This window comes from Aeromicrobium sp. Leaf245 (genome assembly GCF_942548115.1).
Lineage (GTDB): Bacteria > Actinomycetota > Actinomycetes > Propionibacteriales > Nocardioidaceae > Aeromicrobium.
On record NZ_OW824151.1, the window covers coordinates 1,501,651 to 1,518,249 of the forward strand.

At 71.4% G+C, this 16,599-nt stretch carries 16 protein-coding genes; 6 read left to right on the top strand and 10 right to left on the bottom strand.

Going from position 1 to position 16,599, the window contains the following annotated elements:
* The first annotated feature begins 81 nt into the window (after positions 1–81).
* Positions 82–522, top strand: a complete 441-nt coding sequence (locus NBW76_RS07430; protein WP_056555220.1) for a nuclear transport factor 2 family protein — start codon at positions 82–84, stop codon at positions 520–522.
* Between the two features lie 15 nt (positions 523–537).
* Here the strand turns inward: NBW76_RS07430 and NBW76_RS07435 are convergent, their stop codons facing one another.
* Together NBW76_RS07435 and NBW76_RS07440 are read right to left on the bottom strand one after the other, a co-directional pair.
* Complete coding sequence (locus NBW76_RS07435; RefSeq protein ID WP_056555223.1) at positions 538–1,533, bottom strand: DUF2332 domain-containing protein; 996 nt, start codon at positions 1,531–1,533, stop codon at positions 538–540.
* 55 nt (positions 1,534–1,588) lie between these two features.
* Positions 1,589–3,760, bottom strand: a complete 2,172-nt coding sequence (locus NBW76_RS07440) for an MMPL family transporter (protein ID WP_082481965.1) — start codon at positions 3,758–3,760, stop codon at positions 1,589–1,591.
* A gap of 163 nt (positions 3,761–3,923) precedes the next feature.
* On the opposite strand from NBW76_RS07440, the gene NBW76_RS07445 reads away from it, so the two are divergent.
* The 4 genes from NBW76_RS07445 to NBW76_RS07460 are packed head-to-tail and all read left to right on the top strand — an operon-like array spanning position 3,924 to position 7,204.
* Positions 3,924–5,270, top strand: coding sequence for a folylpolyglutamate synthase/dihydrofolate synthase family protein (locus NBW76_RS07445; RefSeq protein WP_055965088.1), 1,347 nt, complete (start codon positions 3,924–3,926; stop codon positions 5,268–5,270).
* Entirely contained in the window at positions 5,267–5,611 is a 345-nt protein-coding gene (locus tag NBW76_RS07450) for a DUF4233 domain-containing protein (protein ID WP_056555226.1), read from the top strand. Before NBW76_RS07445 ends, NBW76_RS07450 begins: the two co-directional genes overlap by 4 nt.
* Before the next feature lie 38 nt (positions 5,612–5,649).
* On the top strand, positions 5,650–6,336 hold the full coding sequence (locus NBW76_RS07455) for a metallophosphoesterase (protein WP_056555230.1): 687 nt from the start codon (positions 5,650–5,652) through the stop codon (positions 6,334–6,336).
* 16 nt (positions 6,337–6,352) lie between these two features.
* Positions 6,353–7,204 (top strand): ParB N-terminal domain-containing protein, encoded by an 852-nt coding sequence (locus NBW76_RS07460; RefSeq protein ID WP_235493003.1) that lies wholly within the window; start codon positions 6,353–6,355, stop codon positions 7,202–7,204.
* A gap of 21 nt (positions 7,205–7,225) precedes the next feature.
* Here NBW76_RS07460 and NBW76_RS07465 read toward each other — a convergent pair whose 3' ends face one another.
* The 5 genes from NBW76_RS07465 to NBW76_RS07485 form a co-directional block, all read right to left on the bottom strand.
* Complete coding sequence (locus tag NBW76_RS07465; protein WP_082481966.1) at positions 7,226–8,386, bottom strand: ABC transporter ATP-binding protein; 1,161 nt, start codon at positions 8,384–8,386, stop codon at positions 7,226–7,228.
* A gap of 4 nt (positions 8,387–8,390) precedes the next feature.
* Positions 8,391–9,236 carry a carbohydrate ABC transporter permease gene (locus NBW76_RS07470; protein ID WP_055965099.1) on the bottom strand — a complete coding sequence of 282 codons (846 nt, stop codon included), beginning with the start codon at positions 9,234–9,236 and terminating at the stop codon, positions 8,391–8,393.
* A gap of 1 nt (position 9,237) precedes the next feature.
* Complete coding sequence (locus NBW76_RS07475) at positions 9,238–10,182, bottom strand: carbohydrate ABC transporter permease (protein WP_055965104.1); 945 nt, start codon at positions 10,180–10,182, stop codon at positions 9,238–9,240.
* Positions 10,179–11,492 carry an extracellular solute-binding protein gene (locus tag NBW76_RS07480; protein WP_056555233.1) on the bottom strand — a complete coding sequence of 438 codons (1,314 nt, stop codon included), beginning with the start codon at positions 11,490–11,492 and terminating at the stop codon, positions 10,179–10,181. Before NBW76_RS07480 ends, NBW76_RS07475 begins: the two co-directional genes overlap by 4 nt.
* A 109-nt stretch (positions 11,493–11,601) precedes the next feature.
* Positions 11,602–13,347 (bottom strand): glycoside hydrolase family 13 protein, encoded by a 1,746-nt coding sequence (locus NBW76_RS07485; protein ID WP_369815004.1) that lies wholly within the window; start codon positions 13,345–13,347, stop codon positions 11,602–11,604.
* A 64-nt stretch (positions 13,348–13,411) separates the two neighbouring features.
* Between NBW76_RS07485 and ndk the strand changes: the two genes are divergently transcribed.
* On the top strand, positions 13,412–13,822 hold the full coding sequence (gene ndk, locus NBW76_RS07490) for a nucleoside-diphosphate kinase (protein ID WP_056555239.1): 411 nt from the start codon (positions 13,412–13,414) through the stop codon (positions 13,820–13,822).
* Between the two features lie 74 nt (positions 13,823–13,896).
* Here the strand turns inward: ndk and NBW76_RS07495 are convergent, their stop codons facing one another.
* The 3 genes from NBW76_RS07495 to NBW76_RS07505 form a co-directional block, all read right to left on the bottom strand.
* A complete protein-coding gene (locus NBW76_RS07495) occupies positions 13,897–14,862 on the bottom strand; it encodes a hypothetical protein (RefSeq protein ID WP_056555242.1) in 966 nt (321 codons plus the stop codon).
* A 221-nt stretch (positions 14,863–15,083) separates the two neighbouring features.
* Positions 15,084–15,743 (bottom strand): hypothetical protein, encoded by a 660-nt coding sequence (locus NBW76_RS07500; RefSeq protein ID WP_056555244.1) that lies wholly within the window; start codon positions 15,741–15,743, stop codon positions 15,084–15,086.
* A gap of 25 nt (positions 15,744–15,768) precedes the next feature.
* A complete protein-coding gene (locus NBW76_RS07505; RefSeq protein WP_055965124.1) occupies positions 15,769–16,533 on the bottom strand; it encodes a lytic transglycosylase domain-containing protein in 765 nt (254 codons plus the stop codon).
* Positions 16,534–16,599: the final 66 nt, after the last annotated feature.

Genomic DNA, 16,599 nt, shown 5'->3' on the forward strand with positions numbered 1-16,599 from the left:
GGCCGTGGGCGGCGAACGGCCCGCCGGGGGTCTGCGCGGCGTCGGGTTGTGGCGCAGGGCGGGAGGGCGCACGGTGGTGGCATGGCCCTGACATCGATCGAGGACGAGCTCCGCCAGCTCATCGCCGACCGCGTGCGCGCGGTGGCCGAGCGTGACAGCAGGACGTTGGTCGACGCCCACGATCCCGAGGTGGTCAGCTACCCGGTCCTCCCGCCGGCCGAGACGCGGGGGACCGCGGCCGTGGCGGACGGCCTCGGCGCGTGGCTGGCGTCCTACGCCGTCGGTCCCGAGTACGAGGTGCACCACCTGCACGTGGGTGGGGCCGACGACGTCGGGTACTGCGCCTTCCGGTACCACGTGAGCGGCCGCCTGCACGACGGTGCCGAGGTGGACATGTGGGTGCGCAGCACCCTGGTCTGTCGGCGCGTGGACGGCGCGTGGCGCATCGTCCACCAGCACGAGTCGGTGCCCTTCGACCCGGCCACCGGTGCCGGCCTCGTCTCCGAGGCGCCCGACGACTGACCCGGGGCGTGCCCGTCAGACGAGCCAGCGCAGGGTCCGACCGTGTCCGTGCGTCCAGGCCACGGCCTGCCCGTCGACGCCCAGCACGAAGGTGGGGTGGTCCGGGGGAGGCGCAGGACTTCCGGAGGTGACCGACGGCAGGACGTTCTTCGACTCGTTGCTGACCCAGTGGCAGGCGCCCTCGGCCACGAGGCCACGGACGAGGACGTCGTAGGCGTCCCGCTGCTCGTCGTCGAGGTAGGCGATCACGGCGCTGTGGAACACGACGACCGGTCCGTCGGCCGACGCAGCCTCGACGAGGCGCGGCAGCTCGGTGAGCAGGTCGCCGGCGACGAGGTCCGGTGGATCGGCCCGGGCCACGTCGAGCGCCGCACGCAGTCGGTCGCGACGGTCCTGGTGCTCGGGCCAGACCAAGGCCTCCAGCCAGGCGGCGTCGTCGCCGGACGTGACGTCGAGCGGGTTGAGGTCGACGCCTCGTCTGGCTGCCACGGACGGGACCCGGGTGGGGAGCGAGACGCGTCCGGTCACCCGGCACGGCAGCTCGGGCCCGACGCCGAGGGTCACGTCGCCGTCGTCGGTGCGCCACCGGTAGGCGTAGCGGTCGGGGTAGAGGCACAGGCCCGCGCTGGCACCGACCTCGACCAGCGAGAGCGGCGCGCCGTCGTGGTGCTCGGCGAGGAGGCCGAACGCCGGGACCAGCGTGGCGAGTCGTCCGACCTCGTTGGTCTGGGTGGCGCGCTCGAGGATCGTCGCGCGGACGGGTCCCTCCGGGCCGTCCGCCAGGAGCGCGTCGCGGAGCCCGCCGTACGGGCCCGGGGCGATCACGCCGTGCACGCGGGCGGCGGCGAACACCAGGTTCGGCTGCTGCTTCAGACGGGGGAGGGTGGTGAGCCACCCCAGCACCTCGGGGTCCTCGGCGACGGCCGCGGACCACGTGGCGAAGGTGGGGGAGTCGGCGGCCTGGGCCGCGAACTCCCGATACTGCTCGGCCAGGTCGTGCCAGAGGTCCATGCCGTCGATTGTTGCTCGCTGCGACCGGTGCGCGAGCAGCGGAGGGCGGTTACGCCTAGGCGCGGTGCTCGGGGGCGGGGTGCCCCTCGGCCAGGGGGTCCGCTGGATGGGCCGGGTCAGCGGCGTGGTGGGCGACCGCGTGGTCGGGGGCGCCGCTCATGTGCCCGCCGTCGGTGCGGAACAGCGCGCTCGGCCACCACATCCAGCGGCCGAGGTCGAGGTTCAGGGCCGTCACCAGCACCGACCGCACGATGATCGTGTCGAGCAGCACGCCGAGGGCCACCGCGAACCCGAGCTCGGCGAGGAACACGATCGGCAGGGACCCGAGGGCGGCGAACGTGCCGGCCAGCACGAGGCCGGCCGACGTGATGACGCCTCCGGTGGCGGCCAGCCCGATGAGCGCACCCCGCCGGGTGCCGTGCAGGAGCGCCTCCTCCCGGACGCGGGTCATGAGGAAGATGTTGTAGTCGATGCCCAGCGCCACGAGGAAGACGAAGGCGTACAGCGGGAGCGACGAGTCCGCCCCCTCGAAGCCCAGGACGTGGCGGAACACGAGGGCGCTGATGCCCAGGGCCGCGCCGAACGAGAGCACCACCGTGGCCAGCAGCACCAGGGGCGCGACCAGCGCCCGCAGCAGCAGGGCCAGGATCAGGAGCACGGCCACCAGGATGATCGGGATGATGAGCCGGTTGTCGGCCGCCGAGGCCTCCTGCACGTCGTGGTTGATCGCCGTGGTGCCGCCGACGAGGGCTCCCGGCACGTCGGCCAGCGCGTCGCGTGCCCGGTCGATCGTCTCGAACGCGCTCGTGGAGTCCGGCGCCGCCTCGAGGGTGCCCTCGACGTAGGCGATGTCGCCCTGCACGACCGGCTCGGTCACGGTGTCCGGCGAGATGCCCTGCACGTCCTGGAGCGCCGCAGCGGCCGCCTCGCCCGCGCCGGCGTCGGCCACGACCTGCACCGGGTCGCCGGCCCCACCCGGGAAGTGCTCTGCCAGCTTCTCCTCGGCCACGATGGACGGCTGCTCGGTGGTGAACGACTCGGCGTTCGAGAGTCCGTCGGCGTCGAGCTGGACCACGCCGAGGGTGAAGGCGCCCAGGACGAGGGTCGTCACCACCCACACGGTGCGCGGGCGGTGCGCGATGCGCCGACCCACCCGACCCCAGATGCCGCGCTCGGCGGGCTGCGGGTCGCCGAAGCGCGGCACGAAGGGCCAGAAGACCCAGCGGCCGAACACCACGAGCAGCACGGGGAGGAGGATGAGCATGACGACGAGGGAGACGACGATGCCCGCGGCGGCGACCGGTCCCAGCCCGGACGTCGAGCTCATCTGGGCGAGCAGCAGGCACAGCAGGCCGACGACCACGGTGCTGCCGCTCGCGAGGATGGCCGGGGCGGCGCGGTGCAGGGCATGCGCCATGGCCTCGTGACGGTCCTCGGTGTTGCGCAGCTCCTCGCGGTAGCGGGCCACGAGCAGCAGCGCGTAGTCGATCCCGGCGCCGAGCACGAGCACGGACAGGATGCCCGCGCTCTGGCCGTTGACCGTGAGGTCCGCGTACCTCGCCAGCAGGTACACGACGCCCTGGGCGGCGAACACGCTGAGCACGCCGCACACGAGCGGGATGATCCACAGGATCGGGCTGCGATAGGTCAGCAGCAGCATGACGACCACGACCGAGATCGCCGCGAGGAGGAGGATGCCGTCGATCCCGGCGAAGGCCTTCGCCTGGTCCGCGCCGAGCGCCGCAGGGCCGGCCACGTAGACGTCGGCCCCGCCGGCGCCGTCCTCCGCGGCGGTGCGCAGCTCGTCGACGACGTCGGGCAGGCGCTCCCAGCCGGTGTCGGGGTCGATCCTGAGGCTGACCACCAGCTGCGCGGCGACACCGTCCTCGGACGGGATCGGGCCCACGATGTCGCCGGTCACCTCGGGGATCGCCGCGATATCGGTCTTCAGGGTCTCGAGCCGCGCGAGGTCGTCGGGCTGGGGGCCGTCCTCCCGCACGAGCAGGACGATGGCCGGGATCACGTCGGGGTCGGCGAACTGGGTCGCCTTCGCGATGACCTGCGTCGACTCAGCCTCCGCCGGCAGGAAGGAGGCGACGTCGTTCTCCTGCACGTCGGCGAGCTTCGAGCCGAACGAGCCCAGACCGCCCAGGGCGACGAGCATGACGACCAGCACGAGCCACTTGGCTCGACGGTGGGCGATCCAACCACTGATCCGGTGGTTCATGCGCATGCTCCTGGGGGGTGGGGTGCACGACCGGCGCCGCAGCCCTCTCATCATGGCGGACAGAGGGGGGCGCGTGGAATCAGGGAGATCCCCGATCCGCTCACCCGGGCCGACTGGGTCCACGCGGTCGGCACGCGCGGCACGGCCTGGGATACTGGCGGGGATGAACCCCACCTACGCCGAGGTCGAGGCCGCCCTGCTGGGCCGCTGGCCCGAGACCAGGCTCGAGCCGTCGCTCGAGCGCATCACCGCCCTGTGCCGTCTGCTCGGCGACCCGCAGGACGCCTACCCCGTCGTCCACCTCACCGGCACGAACGGCAAGTCGTCGACGGCGCGGATGATCGACGCGCTGCTGCGGGCGCTCGACCTGCGCACCGGGCGGTTCACCAGCCCGCACCTGCAGAGCATGACCGAGCGGATCAGCCTCGACGGCGAGCCGCTCACCGAGGAGCAGTTCGTCGAGGCCTTCGCCGACGTGGCCGCCTACGCCCAGGTCGTCGACGACAGCCAGCCGCACCCGATCTCGTTCTTCGAGCTCACCGTCGCCATGGCGTACGCGGCCTTCGCCGACGCGCCGGTCGACGCCGCGGTGGTGGAGGTCGGCATGGGGGGTGCGTGGGACGCCACCAACGTGGCGACCGGCCGCGTCGCCGTGGTCACGCCCGTGGCCGTCGACCACACCGCCTACCTCGGCGACCGCGCGGTCGACATCGCGCTGGAGAAGTCCGGCATCATCAAGCCGGGCGCCCACGCCGTGCTCGCCGCCCAGGAGCCCGAGGTGCTCGACGTCCTCATGCGCCGCAGCATGGAGGTCGGGGCCACGGCGCTGCGCGAGGGCGTCGACTTCGGGGTCGCCGACCGGCTCAACGCCGTCGGCGGGCAGCAGATCAGCCTGCAGGGCCTCAACGCCCGCTACGACGACGTCCTCCTGCAGCTGCACGGTGCGCACCAGGCGCAGAACGCCGCCGTGGCGCTGGCCTCGGTCGAGGCGTTCGTCGGTGCCGAGCTCGACGGCGACCTGGTGCGGTCGGCGTTCGGCGAGGTCACCTCGCCCGGTCGGCTGGAGGTCGTGCGGCGCAGCCCGACCGTGCTGGTCGACTCCGCGCACAACCCGCACGGCGTCCGCGCTGCGCTCGAGGCGGTCCAGGACTCCTTCACCTTCAGCCCGCTCGTCGGTGTCGTCAGCGTCATGGCCGACAAGGACGTCGAGGAGATGCTCCGTGAGCTCGAGCCCGTGCTGGCCCACGTGGTGTGCACCCAGAACAGCCTGCCGCGTGCCATGCGGGCCGACGAGCTCGGCGAGCTGGCCGAGGAGGTCTTCGGCGAGGACCGGGTGACCGTGGAGCGGGGCCTGGACGACGCCCTCGTCCGCGCGATCTCGATGGCCGAGACCGGTGCGGGCATGGAGGAGGCGATCGGCAGCGGCGGCGTCATCGTGATCGGGTCGGTCGTCACCGCCGGCGAGGCGCGGGTGCTGCTGGGTGCCGGGGCAGTCGGAGGTGGGGCATGAGGGGCATGTGTGCGGCGATGCTGACGTTCGAGGCGATCCTCCTCGGACTCAGCGTCCCGGTGATGATCTCCGTGGAGGACGTGCCGGCCGGACTGGCGCTCACGCTCGGCCTGGGGCTCGCGGTGCTGTGCATCCTGACGGCCGGCATGCTGCGCAAGCCGTCGGGCTACGTCGTCGGCCACGTCCTGCAGGCGGCGGTCGTCGCCCTGGGCTTCCTCGTGCCGGTCATGTTCTTCGTCGGCGGCATGTTCGCCCTGCTCTGGGCCAGCGCCTTCCTGCTCGGCCGACGCATCGAGGCCGACAAGGCCCGGTGGGCCGCCGAGGGTCCCGACCCCGACTGACCCTCGCGTCCCGGGGGAGCGCGGCCTACGGTGGACCCATGGTCAAGGTGCTCGCGGTCGCGGACGAGGTGGTGGAGTCGATCCACCACCCGCAGGTGCGACGGCTGCGGCCGGACCTCGTGCTGGCCGCCGGGGACCTGCCGTGGGACTACCTCGAGTTCCTCTCCTCCTGCCTCGACGTCCCGGTCGTGTTCGTGCCGGGCAACCACGACCCGCAGGTCGTGACCCAGCGCAGCGGTCTCATGGGCGTCCTGACCGGCGACGGCATGCCGTCGGCCGACCCCCGGCCCCTCGGCTGCACCAGCGCCGACGGCGCGGTGGTCGAGGCGGCGGGTCTGCGCATCGCGGGTCTGGGCGGCAGCATCCGCTACAACGCGGGGGCCAACCAGTACACCCAGCGCCAGCTGGCGCGTCGGGCCCGACGACTGGTGCGACGGGCCGGTGACCGACCGGTCGACGTCCTGCTCACGCACTCCCCGCCGTTCGGCCTCGGCGACGAGGACGACCCGCCGCACCGGGGCTTCGAGGCGCTGCACGACGTGATCGGCCGGCTGCAGCCCACCTGGCACCTGCACGGCCACATCCACCCCTACGGTCTGCAGAAGAGCGACCGCCACGTCGGCCGCACCACGCTGCGCAACGTGATCCCGTGGCAGGTCATCGACGTCGAGCCGCTCGACGCACCCCGCGCCGCGGTCGCCGGGGGTGGGCGCCGTGGTCGGTGACTCCGGATCGCCCCGCGTGGACGCCGAGAGCGACTTCATGCGTGCGCGGCGGCACCAGGTGCTGTCGGCGCTGGCGGCACGGCTGCGCAACGACCACGACGACGTCGCGCAGTCGATGTCGTTCGACGAGGTCGTTGAGGCGCTCGGTCGGCGCGGGGAGCACTACGCGGGCACGCGGGTGATCCCGCTGGACTGCATCGTCGGCTCCGTCGACAAGGTGCGCGACTTCGACCGCCGGTTCCGGCCGACGTCGGCGCGCAGCCGTGAGCGCTGGGAGCGCCTGGCCCGCGCGAGCCGCACCGGCGAGGTGATCCCACCGATCGAGGTCTACCAGGTGGGTGACCAGTACTACGTGCGCGACGGCCACCACCGCGTCTCGGTGGCCCGCAGCCTCGGCCTGAAGCTGATCGAGGCGCGGGTGACCGTCGTCGACACGTTCCTGAGGCCGGTGGGGGTCGAGGGACGCAGCGACCTCGAGCTCAAGCACTGGCGCCGACTGATGCTGGAGCGGGTGCCGTTCACCGGCGAGGCGCGCGCCGCGGTGGCCTTCGACGACCCCTTCGACTACGGCTACCTGGCCGAGACGGTGGAGGCTTGGGCCACCCGCACCATGCACGCCGAGGGTGCCTACATGGACAAGGCGACCATGGCGAGCCGCTGGTACGCCGAGGAGTTCAGGCCGGTCGTCGACATGATCGAGGAGGCCGGCGTCCGCGGGCCCGACGAGCGCCCCGCCGCGGCCTACCTGCGGGTCGCGGGGGAGCGGTACCGGCTCATCCGCGAGCACGAGTGGAACGCCGAGGTGCTCGAGGCCGTGCGCAAGCGCCGCCGGAAGGCCCAGCCTCCCCGCCCGTCCGACCGGTCGTGACCGGCCGGACGCGGCACGGGGCTAGAGACCGACGGTGAGGTTCTCCCCGCTCGTCGGGTCGAACAGGTGCAGCTTGTCGGTGTCGATGAACAGCACCGTGTTGTCGTCGTCGGTGATCTTGCTGGCGGCGTCGAGCGAGACGACCAGCTGCGTGCGCAGCGACTCGCTGTCGGCCTCGCGGGCGAGCTCGCGCAGCTGGTCCTGCGTGGTGGCGTCGGCGTCGTAGGGCACGTAGGCGTACTGCTGGTCGCCGAGCCACTCCCGCACGTCGATGTGCGCCTCGAACGTGCGCGAGGAGTCGGCCTCGTCCTTCAGCACTGACACGTCCTCGAAGTGCTCGGGGCGGATGCCGGCCAGCATGAGGCCCTTGCCCTCGGCGCGCGCGGCCTTGTCGGCGGGCAGCGGGAAGGTGCCGAACGGCAAGGTGATCTTCCCGTCCTCCACAGTGGCCGGCAGGAAGTTCATCGGCGGCGAGCCGATGAAGCCGGCGACGAAGAGGTTGACCGGCTGCTCGTACAGCTCACGCGGGGAGGCGAGCTGCTGCAGGATCCCGCGCTTCATGACCGCGACGCGGTCGCCGAGCGTCATCGCCTCGGTCTGGTCGTGCGTCACGTACACGGTCGTGATGCCGAGCTGCTTCTGCAGGCGCGCGATCTCGGTGCGCATCTGGCCACGCAGCTTGGCGTCGAGGTTCGACAGCGGCTCGTCGAACAGGAACGCCTTGGCGTCGCGCACGATGGCACGACCCATGGCCACGCGCTGGCGCTGGCCGCCGGAGAGGTTGCCGGGCTTGCGCTCGAGGTGCTCGTCGAGGTCGAGCGTCTTGCTGGCCTGGCGGACCTTCTCGTCGATCTCCTTCTCCGGCACCTTCTTCAGGCGCAGCGGGAAGGCGATGTTCTCGTAGACCGTCAGGTGCGGGTAGAGCGCGTAGTTCTGGAAGACCATGGCCAGGTTGCGGTCGCGCGGTGCCAGGTCGTTGACCCGGTCGCCGTCGATGATCATGTCGCCGGAGCTGATGTCCTCCAGACCCACGATCATGCGCAGCAGGGTCGACTTCCCGCAGCCCGACGGGCCGACCAGGATCAGGAACTCCCCGTCCTCGACGTCGATGCTGATGTCGTTCACGGCGGGGAAGCCGTCCCCGTACTTCTTGACGATGTTCTTCATCTCGATGGTGGCCATGGGATCAACCCTTCACTGCGCCGGCGGTGAGGCCCGCGACGATCTTTCGCTGGAAGAAGAGGACGAGGAGGATGACCGGGATCGTCGCGACCACGGCACCCGCGGCCAGCAGGGACGCCGGCCGGTTGAACGGGTCGGCACCGACGAAGAACGACAGTGCCGCGGGGATGGGTCGTGCGTTCTCGGTGGACGTCAGCGAGATGCCGAACACGAAGTCGTTCCACGCGAAGAAGAACGTCAGGATCGCGGCGGTGAACACACCGGGTGCCGCGAGCGGGACGATGACCTTGCGGAAGGCCTGCCACGAGGTCGCCCCGTCGACCTGCGCGGCCTGCTCCATCTCCCACGGGATCTCGCGGAAGAACGCCGAGAGCGTCCAGATCGCGAGGGGGAGGGTGAAGCTCATGTAGGGGATGATGAGGCCGGGCCACGTGTCGTAGATCCCGAGCGTGCGCCACATGTCGAACAGCGGCCCGACGAGCGAGACCACGGGGAACATGGCGATGACGAGGGCGGTGGTGAGCACGAACCGCTTGCCCTTGAACTCCAGCCGCGCGACCGCGTAGGCGGTGAGCGTGGCCAGGGCGACGGAGAGCAGGGTCGCGATGAGCGAGATGCCGATCGAGTTGAAGATCGCCCGACGGAACTGCTCGTCGGCGATGACGTCGGCGTAGTTCTGCCAGCCTGCGCCACCTCCGCTGGAGGGGAAGAAGCCGGGGCTGCCGTTGGTGACCGCCTCCTGGCTCTTGAAGGACAGCGAGATGATCCAGGCCACCGGGAGGAGGCACCAGATCATGATGGCGACGAAGCCGACGAGCGTGCCGATGCGGGTCGCAGCGTTCTTGTTCATGTCAGCCCTCCTGCCGTGCGTCCGCGAGGTTGACCCGGAACACCTTGACGATCACGAACGCCACCACGAGCACCGACAGGAACAGCAGCACCGAGAGGGCCGAGCCGATGCCGAGCTGGAACTGCTCGATCACCTGCCGGTAGGTGAGGAACGAGATCGACTCGGTGTTGTTGGCACCGGCGGTCATGACGAAGATGTTGTCGAAGATGCGGTAGGCGTCGAGCGCGCGGAACAGCACGGCCACCATGATCGCCGCCCGCATGTTCGGCAGGATCACCTTCCAGAGCCGCTGCCACCACGTGGCCCCGTCGACCTTGGCCGCCTCCAGCATGTCCTCGGGGACCTGCGCGAGGCCGGCGAGCAGGAGCAGCGCCATGAACGGCGTCGTCTTCCAGATCTCCGAGACCATGATCGCCACCATCGACGTCTGGTACTCCGCGAACCACGTGAAGTCGTCGCCGAGGAAGGGGATCCAGCCGTTCACGAAGCCGTTCGTGTTGGAGAACGCGAACTGCCACGCGAAGCCCGAGACGACGGTGATGATGCCGTAGGGGATGAGGATCGACGTGCGGACGAGGCCGCGGGCGAAGATCAGCCGGTGCATGACCATGGCGAAGACGAAGCCGATGACGAGCTCGAACGCCACGGTGATGATCATGATGCCGACCGTGTTGGCCGTGTCGATCCAGAACAGCCGGTCGGTCAGGGCGGTCCCGTAGTTGGCCAGGCCCACGAACTCACGGTCATCGGGAGCGGTGAGCGAGTAGCTGAACAGCGACAGGTAGAGCGCGCGCAGCATCGGGAACGCGGTGACCAGCAGCATCAGTGCGACGGCCGGGGCCACGAGGTACAACGCGAGGCGGCTCTCCGCCTTGGCGCGGTCCGACGCGACGGGCTTGCTCGCGGACTTCTTCGGGGCCTTCTTGGGGGCGGTGGCGGTGCTCACAGGAGTGCCTCCCCTCGGAGGATCGCGGTCAGGAAGTCGGCCGACTGCTTCGGCGTCGAGTCCGGGCTCACCGAGCGGGGCGAGTGCCAGCGGGACTGGATGGCGCTCGAGACCTGGCTGTAGAAGGCGCTCTTGGGGCGCGGGCCGCCGGTGTCGACGCTCTCGCTGTAGAGCTGCAGCAGGTCGGCCGGGTAGGCCTCCTTGAGCTCGGCGGAGTCGTAGACCGACTGGCGCGACGGCATGAGGCCCTCGTTGACGGCCAGGGCCGACTGCGCCTCGGCGTTCGTGACGCAGACGGCAGCCTCCTGCGCGAAGTCGGGGTGCTTGGAGAACGCGCCGACGCCGATGTCGATGCCGCCGATCGGGGGCCGGGACTCCTCGCCCTCGACGGTCTGCGGGTACCGGGCCCAGCCGAGGTCCTCGAACGCCTGCTCGTCCGCCGGGCCACCGGGCTTGTCGATGAGTCCCTCGTAGTTCTTGTAGACGAAGGTCCAGTTGGTCATGAACTCGCCGGGGCCGTTCTCGGGGAACATCTGGCCGAGGCTCGTGCCCTCGTTCGAGGTGGTGAGGTCGGGCTGGGCGGCGGGGGAGTCGGCGAGCTTCTCGATGACCGCAGCGGCGTCCTTGCCGGCCGCCGAGTCGATCGTGACCTTCGCGTCGCGGCCGTCCTCGACGGTGTCGGGGTCGAGGATGTTGCCTCCGGCGCCCTGGATGAGCGAGTTGATCCACACGACGTACGCCTCGTAGCGGTTGGCCTGCACGCCGACGGTGCCGCCCTCCTCGGAGGCCGCGTCGATGACCTGGTCCCAGGTGACCGGCTGGCTCATGTCGAGCCCGGCGGCCTCGGCGAGGGACTTGCGGAACCACACGACCTGCGTGTTGGCCCACTGTGGCGCGGCGACGACCTGGTCGTTCCAGGTGACGGTCTCGGCCGCACCCTTGAGGACGTCGTCGTCGAGCACCTGGTCGGCGAGGTCGCCCTCGAACGGCTTCAGCCACTTGGCGTTGGCGAACTCGGGGACGAACACCGGGTCGAGACTCATGAGGTCGGTGGAGCTGTCACCCGCGGCGAGCCGGCGCGCGAGCTGGGTGCGCTGGTCGGTGGCGCTGGCCGGGAGCAGCTGGATGGCGATGTCGTACTCGTCGGTGCTGCAGTCCTCGGCCAGCTTGTTCAGGGTGTCCTGGCCGTCCGGGTTGATGTACCAGTTGAGCGTGGGCTTGCCCTCGGATCCGCCACAGGCGGCGAGGAGCGAGGAACCGAGGGCGAGACTCGCGACCATCACCGCCGTCCGACGTCGCGTGGTCGCCATGGGTCGGGTCCCCTTTCCCTCCGTCCCCGACGTGACCGGTGCCACACGGGAGTCATCAACGTAGGACGGTGCCGTCGGGGGCGCAACCCCGGGGTCGCCCCGGTCGCGATCAGGCCGGGTGGGGGCGGAGCCAGACCGTGGTGTCGGCGGGCAGGTGGTCGTCGGCGACCTCGCCGCTGGAGACGAGCAGCTCACCCGGAGGCCGTGGGACCGGCACCGACGACACGTTGGTGTGGACGGTCGCCACCACGTCGCCGCCGCTGGCGACGAGCGCGAACGACAGCAGTCCGTCGACGTGCTCCACGCCGTGGTCGTCACCGTCCTCGATCCACGCGAGCGACCGCGTGCCCAGGTCGAGCTCGCGCCGCAGTCGCAGCAGCGTGCGGTACAGCTCGAGCGTCGAGCCCTCGACGCCGCGCTGGCGGGCAGGCGCCAGGTCCGCGTAGGCCGACGGCTGCGGCAGCCACGGCTCGCCCTCGGGGCCGAAGCCGAGCGACGGGCCGGTGGACTCCCACGGGACGGGCACGCGGCAGCCGTCGCGCCCTCGTCGCTCGTGGCCCGAGAGCTCCCAGGTGGGGTCCTGCAGCACGTCGGTGGGGAGCTCGGTGGCGTCGGGCAGGCCCAGCTCCTCGCCCTGGTACAGGTAGGCCGACCCCGGGAGGGCGAGCATGAGGGTGGTCGCCGCGCGGGCCCGGCGCAGGCCCAGCTCCGCGTCGGGCTGCTCGTCGTCGGGGCCGATGCCCTCCGTGTCGACGACACGGGTGGCGTCGGAGCGACCCAGCCGCGTGGCGTGCCGCACGACGTCGTGGTTCGAGAGCACCCAGGTCTGCGGGGCGCCGACGTCGGCGGCGCTCTCGAGGGACCGGCCGATCGCGTCGCGCAGGGCGGGGGCGTCCCACGGCGTCAGCAGGAACGAGAAGTTGAACGTCTGGTGCAGCTCGTCGGGACGCACGTACTGCGCGAGCGCGTGCGCGGGTTCCACCCACGCCTCGCCGCAGAGCATCCGGTCGTCGTCCTGGCCCCACAGGTCGGCGAGCGACCCGGCGTAGCCCTCGACGAGGGTGCGCCAGCTGCGGTAGACGTCGTGCACCTCCGGCTGGTCCCACATCGGCAGCAGGCGCGTGTGGCTGCCGACGGTGTCGAGCAGCAGGTCGGCGTCGGGAAGGCCGTCGGCCTTGATCAGGCCGTGCGCGACGTCGATGCGGAACCCGTCGACGCCGCGGTCGAGCCAGAAGCGCAGCACCGAGTGCAGCTCCTCGCGGACCTCGGGATTGGTCCAGTCGAAGTCAGGCTGCGTGACGTCGAACAGGTGCAGGTACCACTCGCCGGGGGTGCCGTCGGCCTCGGTGACGCGCGTCCAGGCCGAACCTCCGAAGTTCGAGATCCAGTTGTTGGGCGGCTCCGAGCGGTCGGGGCCCTGCCCGGGTCGGAAGACGTACCGCGCGCGCTCGGCGCTGCCGGGGCCGGCGGCGAGGGCCGCCTGGAACCAGGGGTGCTCGCTCGAGGAGTGGTTCGGCACGACGTCGACGATCACCCGCAGCCCGAGTCCGTGGGCCCGCTCGACGAGGGCGTCGAAGTCGTCGAGGGTGCCGAACAGCGGGTCGACGTCGCGGAAGTCGGCGACGTCGTAGCCGGCGTCGTTCTGCGGGGACACGTAGAACGGCGACAGCCACAGGGCGTCGACGCCGAGGTCGGCGAGGTGCTCGAGCCGGGAGGTGATGCCGGGGAGGTCGCCGATGCCGTCGCCGTCGGCGTCGGCCCACGACCGGGGGTACACCTGGTAGATGACGGCGTGGCGCCACCAGGGCTGGTTGCTCATGGATTCCTCGGGGTCGGGCTCGCTGGGGGTCGGCACGGACCACGCTACCGACGGGCGCACCACCGGACGGACGAGCGGGGGCCTTCGCTAGGTTGAGGCCATGTCCCAGCGCACGCTCGTCCTGCTCAAGCCCGACGCCGTCCGTCGTGGTCTCGTCGGTGAGGTCCTCGGCCGCTACGAGGCGAAGGGCCTCACGATCGTGGCCATGGAGCACCGCGCCATCGACGCCGCCCAGGCCGACGCGCACTACGCCGAGCACGTCGAGCAGCCCTGGTACCCGCCGCTGCGCGACTTCGCGACGACGGGCCCGCTCGTGGCGCTCGTGCTCGAGGGCGACGAGGCGATCGCGGTCGTCCGCGCCCTGAACGGCGCCACCGACGGCCGGGCCGCCGCCCCCGGCACCGTGCGCGGTGACCTCTCCCTGTCCAACCGCGAGAACCTCGTCCACGCCTCCGACTCCGAGGAGTCCGCGGCCCGCGAGATCGCCCTCTGGTTCCCCTCCCTCGCCTGACGCCTCCGGCGGACGCAAGATTCTGCGTTCATGAGTGGAAGGCCGAAGGGTTCTGCCTTCGTGTCCGAATCCCGTCACGAACGCAGAACGCTTGAGCTCCTCGCACCCGAACGCAGAATCTTGCGTTGCTCTGGGTCCCAGGATGGTGACCGGGGAAGGAGCTCGGGGGCCAGGGCGCCTTCCCACCCGTGGGCCCGTGCCATCCGGTCGAGCTGGTCCATCACGGTGTGGGGGTGGTGGCGAACCGAGTACGACGAGAAGGTCAGCCCGTGTCGGCCGGTGATCACGATCTCGTTGGCTCGGACCAGGTCCTCGTCCCACTGCTCGATGGCGAGGTGCGGAATCCCGTGCACCTCGACGCCGAACCCGAGGCGCTCGCTCCACACGTCGAGGTAGAAGCGACCAGCCGGACCACGCACCGCCTCCTGCCGTGTGGCGACGGGGAGCCCGGTGGCTCGCCAGATGGCCGCGAAGTCTCGCTCGGGGACCGACTGGATCCCGCCGGCCGCGTCGAGGATCGACGAGACGATCACGCTGCGATGCCGACACCGACCGCGGCGGGTCAGGGCCTCACGCAGGTGCCGGGTGGTGACGAGACCGGCTTGCAGGGCGCTGATCACGATCCAGCGTGCATATCGTTCGTTGCTGCTCCATGAGGCGGTGTCGAGGATCGACCGCGCCGGTCTGGTCCGTCTCGGCCGGTGCGTGGGATGCACGTCGACATCGGTTAGCTCGTGCGACCAGTGCGCGGTGGCGCGGTCCCACGACGGCGCCCGTGCTCCCGCCGGCAGGACGACGAGATGGCGGGGGTCGCGCGCGTCGAAGCCGTCCTGTCGGAGCGCCGAGGAGCCGGCGAGGGCCGCACGCGGGGGAGAGGAGGCGAGCGCGACCAGGTCTCGTTCGTGCAGGGTCAGGACACCGTTGTGCGTGACGACGACACCTCGGCACGGGCGCTGCCAGACACCGGCGCGGAGGCGCTGACGCACAGGCCAGGCCCCGAACAGCTCGACGGCCTGGCGGACGGACATGACGGTCTGCATGCCTCCACCGTGTCGGCCGTCCGGCCCCGGACGAAGGGCGCGGCCGAAGGCTGTGGACGGAGGCACGCGGGCGCGAGAGCCCTGTGGACGGGGCGACGCAAGATTCTGCGTTCAGTACCGGCGTCCCGATCGATGCTGCGTTCGCGTCCGGATCCCGTCGTCAACGCAGCATCGTTCGGACTCTCGCTCACGAAGGCAGAATCTTGCGTCCTCCAGAGGGGTCAGGCGGGGTCGAGGGGAGGGGGCTCGGTGGGGCCGGTCCAGGGGACGACGACGTGGGCGAGGACGCCGTGGAAGCGGCCGCGGACCTCCTCGGGGAGCCAGACGACCTCGTGGGACTGCGAGGCGAGGTCGACGGTGCCGTCGAGGGTCACGGCGTCGACGGCCTGGCGGGGGGCGTCGCCCACCCGATCCTCGTACTCCACGAGCGTCACGCCGACGCTGATCGGCACCTCGTTGCGATTGACCAGGCCGATGCCCCAGAAGTCCTGCGGGTCGAGGGTGGCGTGCTCCTCGAGGTCGACCATGAGCGCCTCGACCGGGGCCACGATGCCGTCGAGGTCCACCTGCTCCATGCCCTCGACGTGCACCTCGACGCCGCGCACGTTGCGGGCGCCCTGGCCGTGGAAGTGCAGCACGTCGGTGGCGGCGGAACCGGGGGGCGCCACCACGGCGCCCCGGTCGATGCCCAGCACCGTGCCGACCTCGACGTTCGGCAGCTCGCGACCGTACTGGTCGCGGGGCACGAACCGCAGGATCGGGCGCAGGCCCACCTCGGAGCCGTTGCTCAGCGTGACCGTCTGGTCGGGCGCGTCCGGATCGGACGCCTTCGGCACGTAGGAGACCGAGATCGGCGGCTTGCGTCGATTGAACAGACCCATGGCAGGCAAGCGTACGGAGTCGCGCTCAGTACCAGCCGGCGCCCTTCTTGAAGTCCCACGCCGCGCACGGTGATCCGTAGCGACCCTCGATGTAGCCGAGGCCCCACTCGATCTGGGTCGCCGGGTTGGTGCGCCAGTCGCTGCCGGCGCTGGCCATCTTGGTGCCCGGCAGGGACTGCGGGATGCCGTAGGCGCCCGAGGACGGGTTCTCGGCGTCCACGCGCCAGCCGCTCTCCTGGCTCCAGATGTTGTCGAGGCAGGAGAACTGGCCCTCGTCCCAGCCGTAGTCGGCGAGCATGGCGCGTGCGACGACCTTGGGGTCGGCGGCCTCCAGCGCCGCCTGCCGCTCCTTCTCGCGCTTCGCCTTCGCGGCGGCCTCCTTGCGCTCGGCGGCCTCCTTCTTCGCCTGCGCGGTGGCACGCTGCTGTCCGTCGGCCTTGGCCTGGACCTCCTCGACCCGGCGCTGGGCGCCCTGGTCGACGATCACGGCGTCGGACACGCGCTGGGCCTGGACGAGCGGCGTCGCGATGGCCGACACGGGGCGCAGCCCGGTCGCGGCGGCGGCGCTGTCACCGGCTCCCACGGCCTGGGCGCCGGCGGTCAGACCGGCGGCCACGACGACCCCGCCGACGGCGAAGGTCGTGAGCGTGCGGCCGCTCGGCAGGGCGTCGGCGACGTCGGCCAGCAGGTCGAGGGTGCGGTCGCGCCGGCGTTCGAAGGCCGATGGTGCGCGGTGGCGTGCCATCCGGTGCCGACCGCCCGACCGGTCGACGAGGTCGTCGTGACGCACACGCACTCCTGTCCAGCTCGACGGAAAGAGGGCGGGGAAGGGCCCAGGACGAAGCCACCATCCTAG

Bases quoted from the DNA above. Each gene is read 5' to 3' on its own strand.
- NBW76_RS07470 (WP_055965099.1), bottom strand. From the start codon at position 9,236: ATGAACAAGAACGCTGCGACCCGCATCGGCACGCTCGTCGGCTTCGTC.
- NBW76_RS07445 (WP_055965088.1), top strand. From the start codon at position 3,924: ATGAACCCCACCTACGCCGAGGTCGAGGCCGCCCTGCTGGGCCGCTGG.
- NBW76_RS07430 (WP_056555220.1), top strand. From the start codon at position 82: ATGGCCCTGACATCGATCGAGGACGAGCTCCGCCAGCTCATCGCCGAC.
- NBW76_RS07455 (WP_056555230.1), top strand. From the start codon at position 5,650: ATGGTCAAGGTGCTCGCGGTCGCGGACGAGGTGGTGGAGTCGATCCAC.
- NBW76_RS07435 (WP_056555223.1), bottom strand. From the start codon at position 1,533: ATGGACCTCTGGCACGACCTGGCCGAGCAGTATCGGGAGTTCGCGGCC.
- NBW76_RS07465 (WP_082481966.1), bottom strand. From the start codon at position 8,386: ATGGCCACCATCGAGATGAAGAACATCGTCAAGAAGTACGGGGACGGC.
- ndk (WP_056555239.1), top strand. From the start codon at position 13,412: ATGTCCCAGCGCACGCTCGTCCTGCTCAAGCCCGACGCCGTCCGTCGT.
- NBW76_RS07495 (WP_056555242.1), bottom strand. From the start codon at position 14,862: ATGCAGACCGTCATGTCCGTCCGCCAGGCCGTCGAGCTGTTCGGGGCC.
- NBW76_RS07480 (WP_056555233.1), bottom strand. From the start codon at position 11,492: ATGGCGACCACGCGACGTCGGACGGCGGTGATGGTCGCGAGTCTCGCC.
- NBW76_RS07450 (WP_056555226.1), top strand. From the start codon at position 5,267: ATGAGGGGCATGTGTGCGGCGATGCTGACGTTCGAGGCGATCCTCCTC.
- NBW76_RS07440 (WP_082481965.1), bottom strand. From the start codon at position 3,760: ATGAACCACCGGATCAGTGGTTGGATCGCCCACCGTCGAGCCAAGTGG.
- NBW76_RS07500 (WP_056555244.1), bottom strand. From the start codon at position 15,743: ATGGGTCTGTTCAATCGACGCAAGCCGCCGATCTCGGTCTCCTACGTG.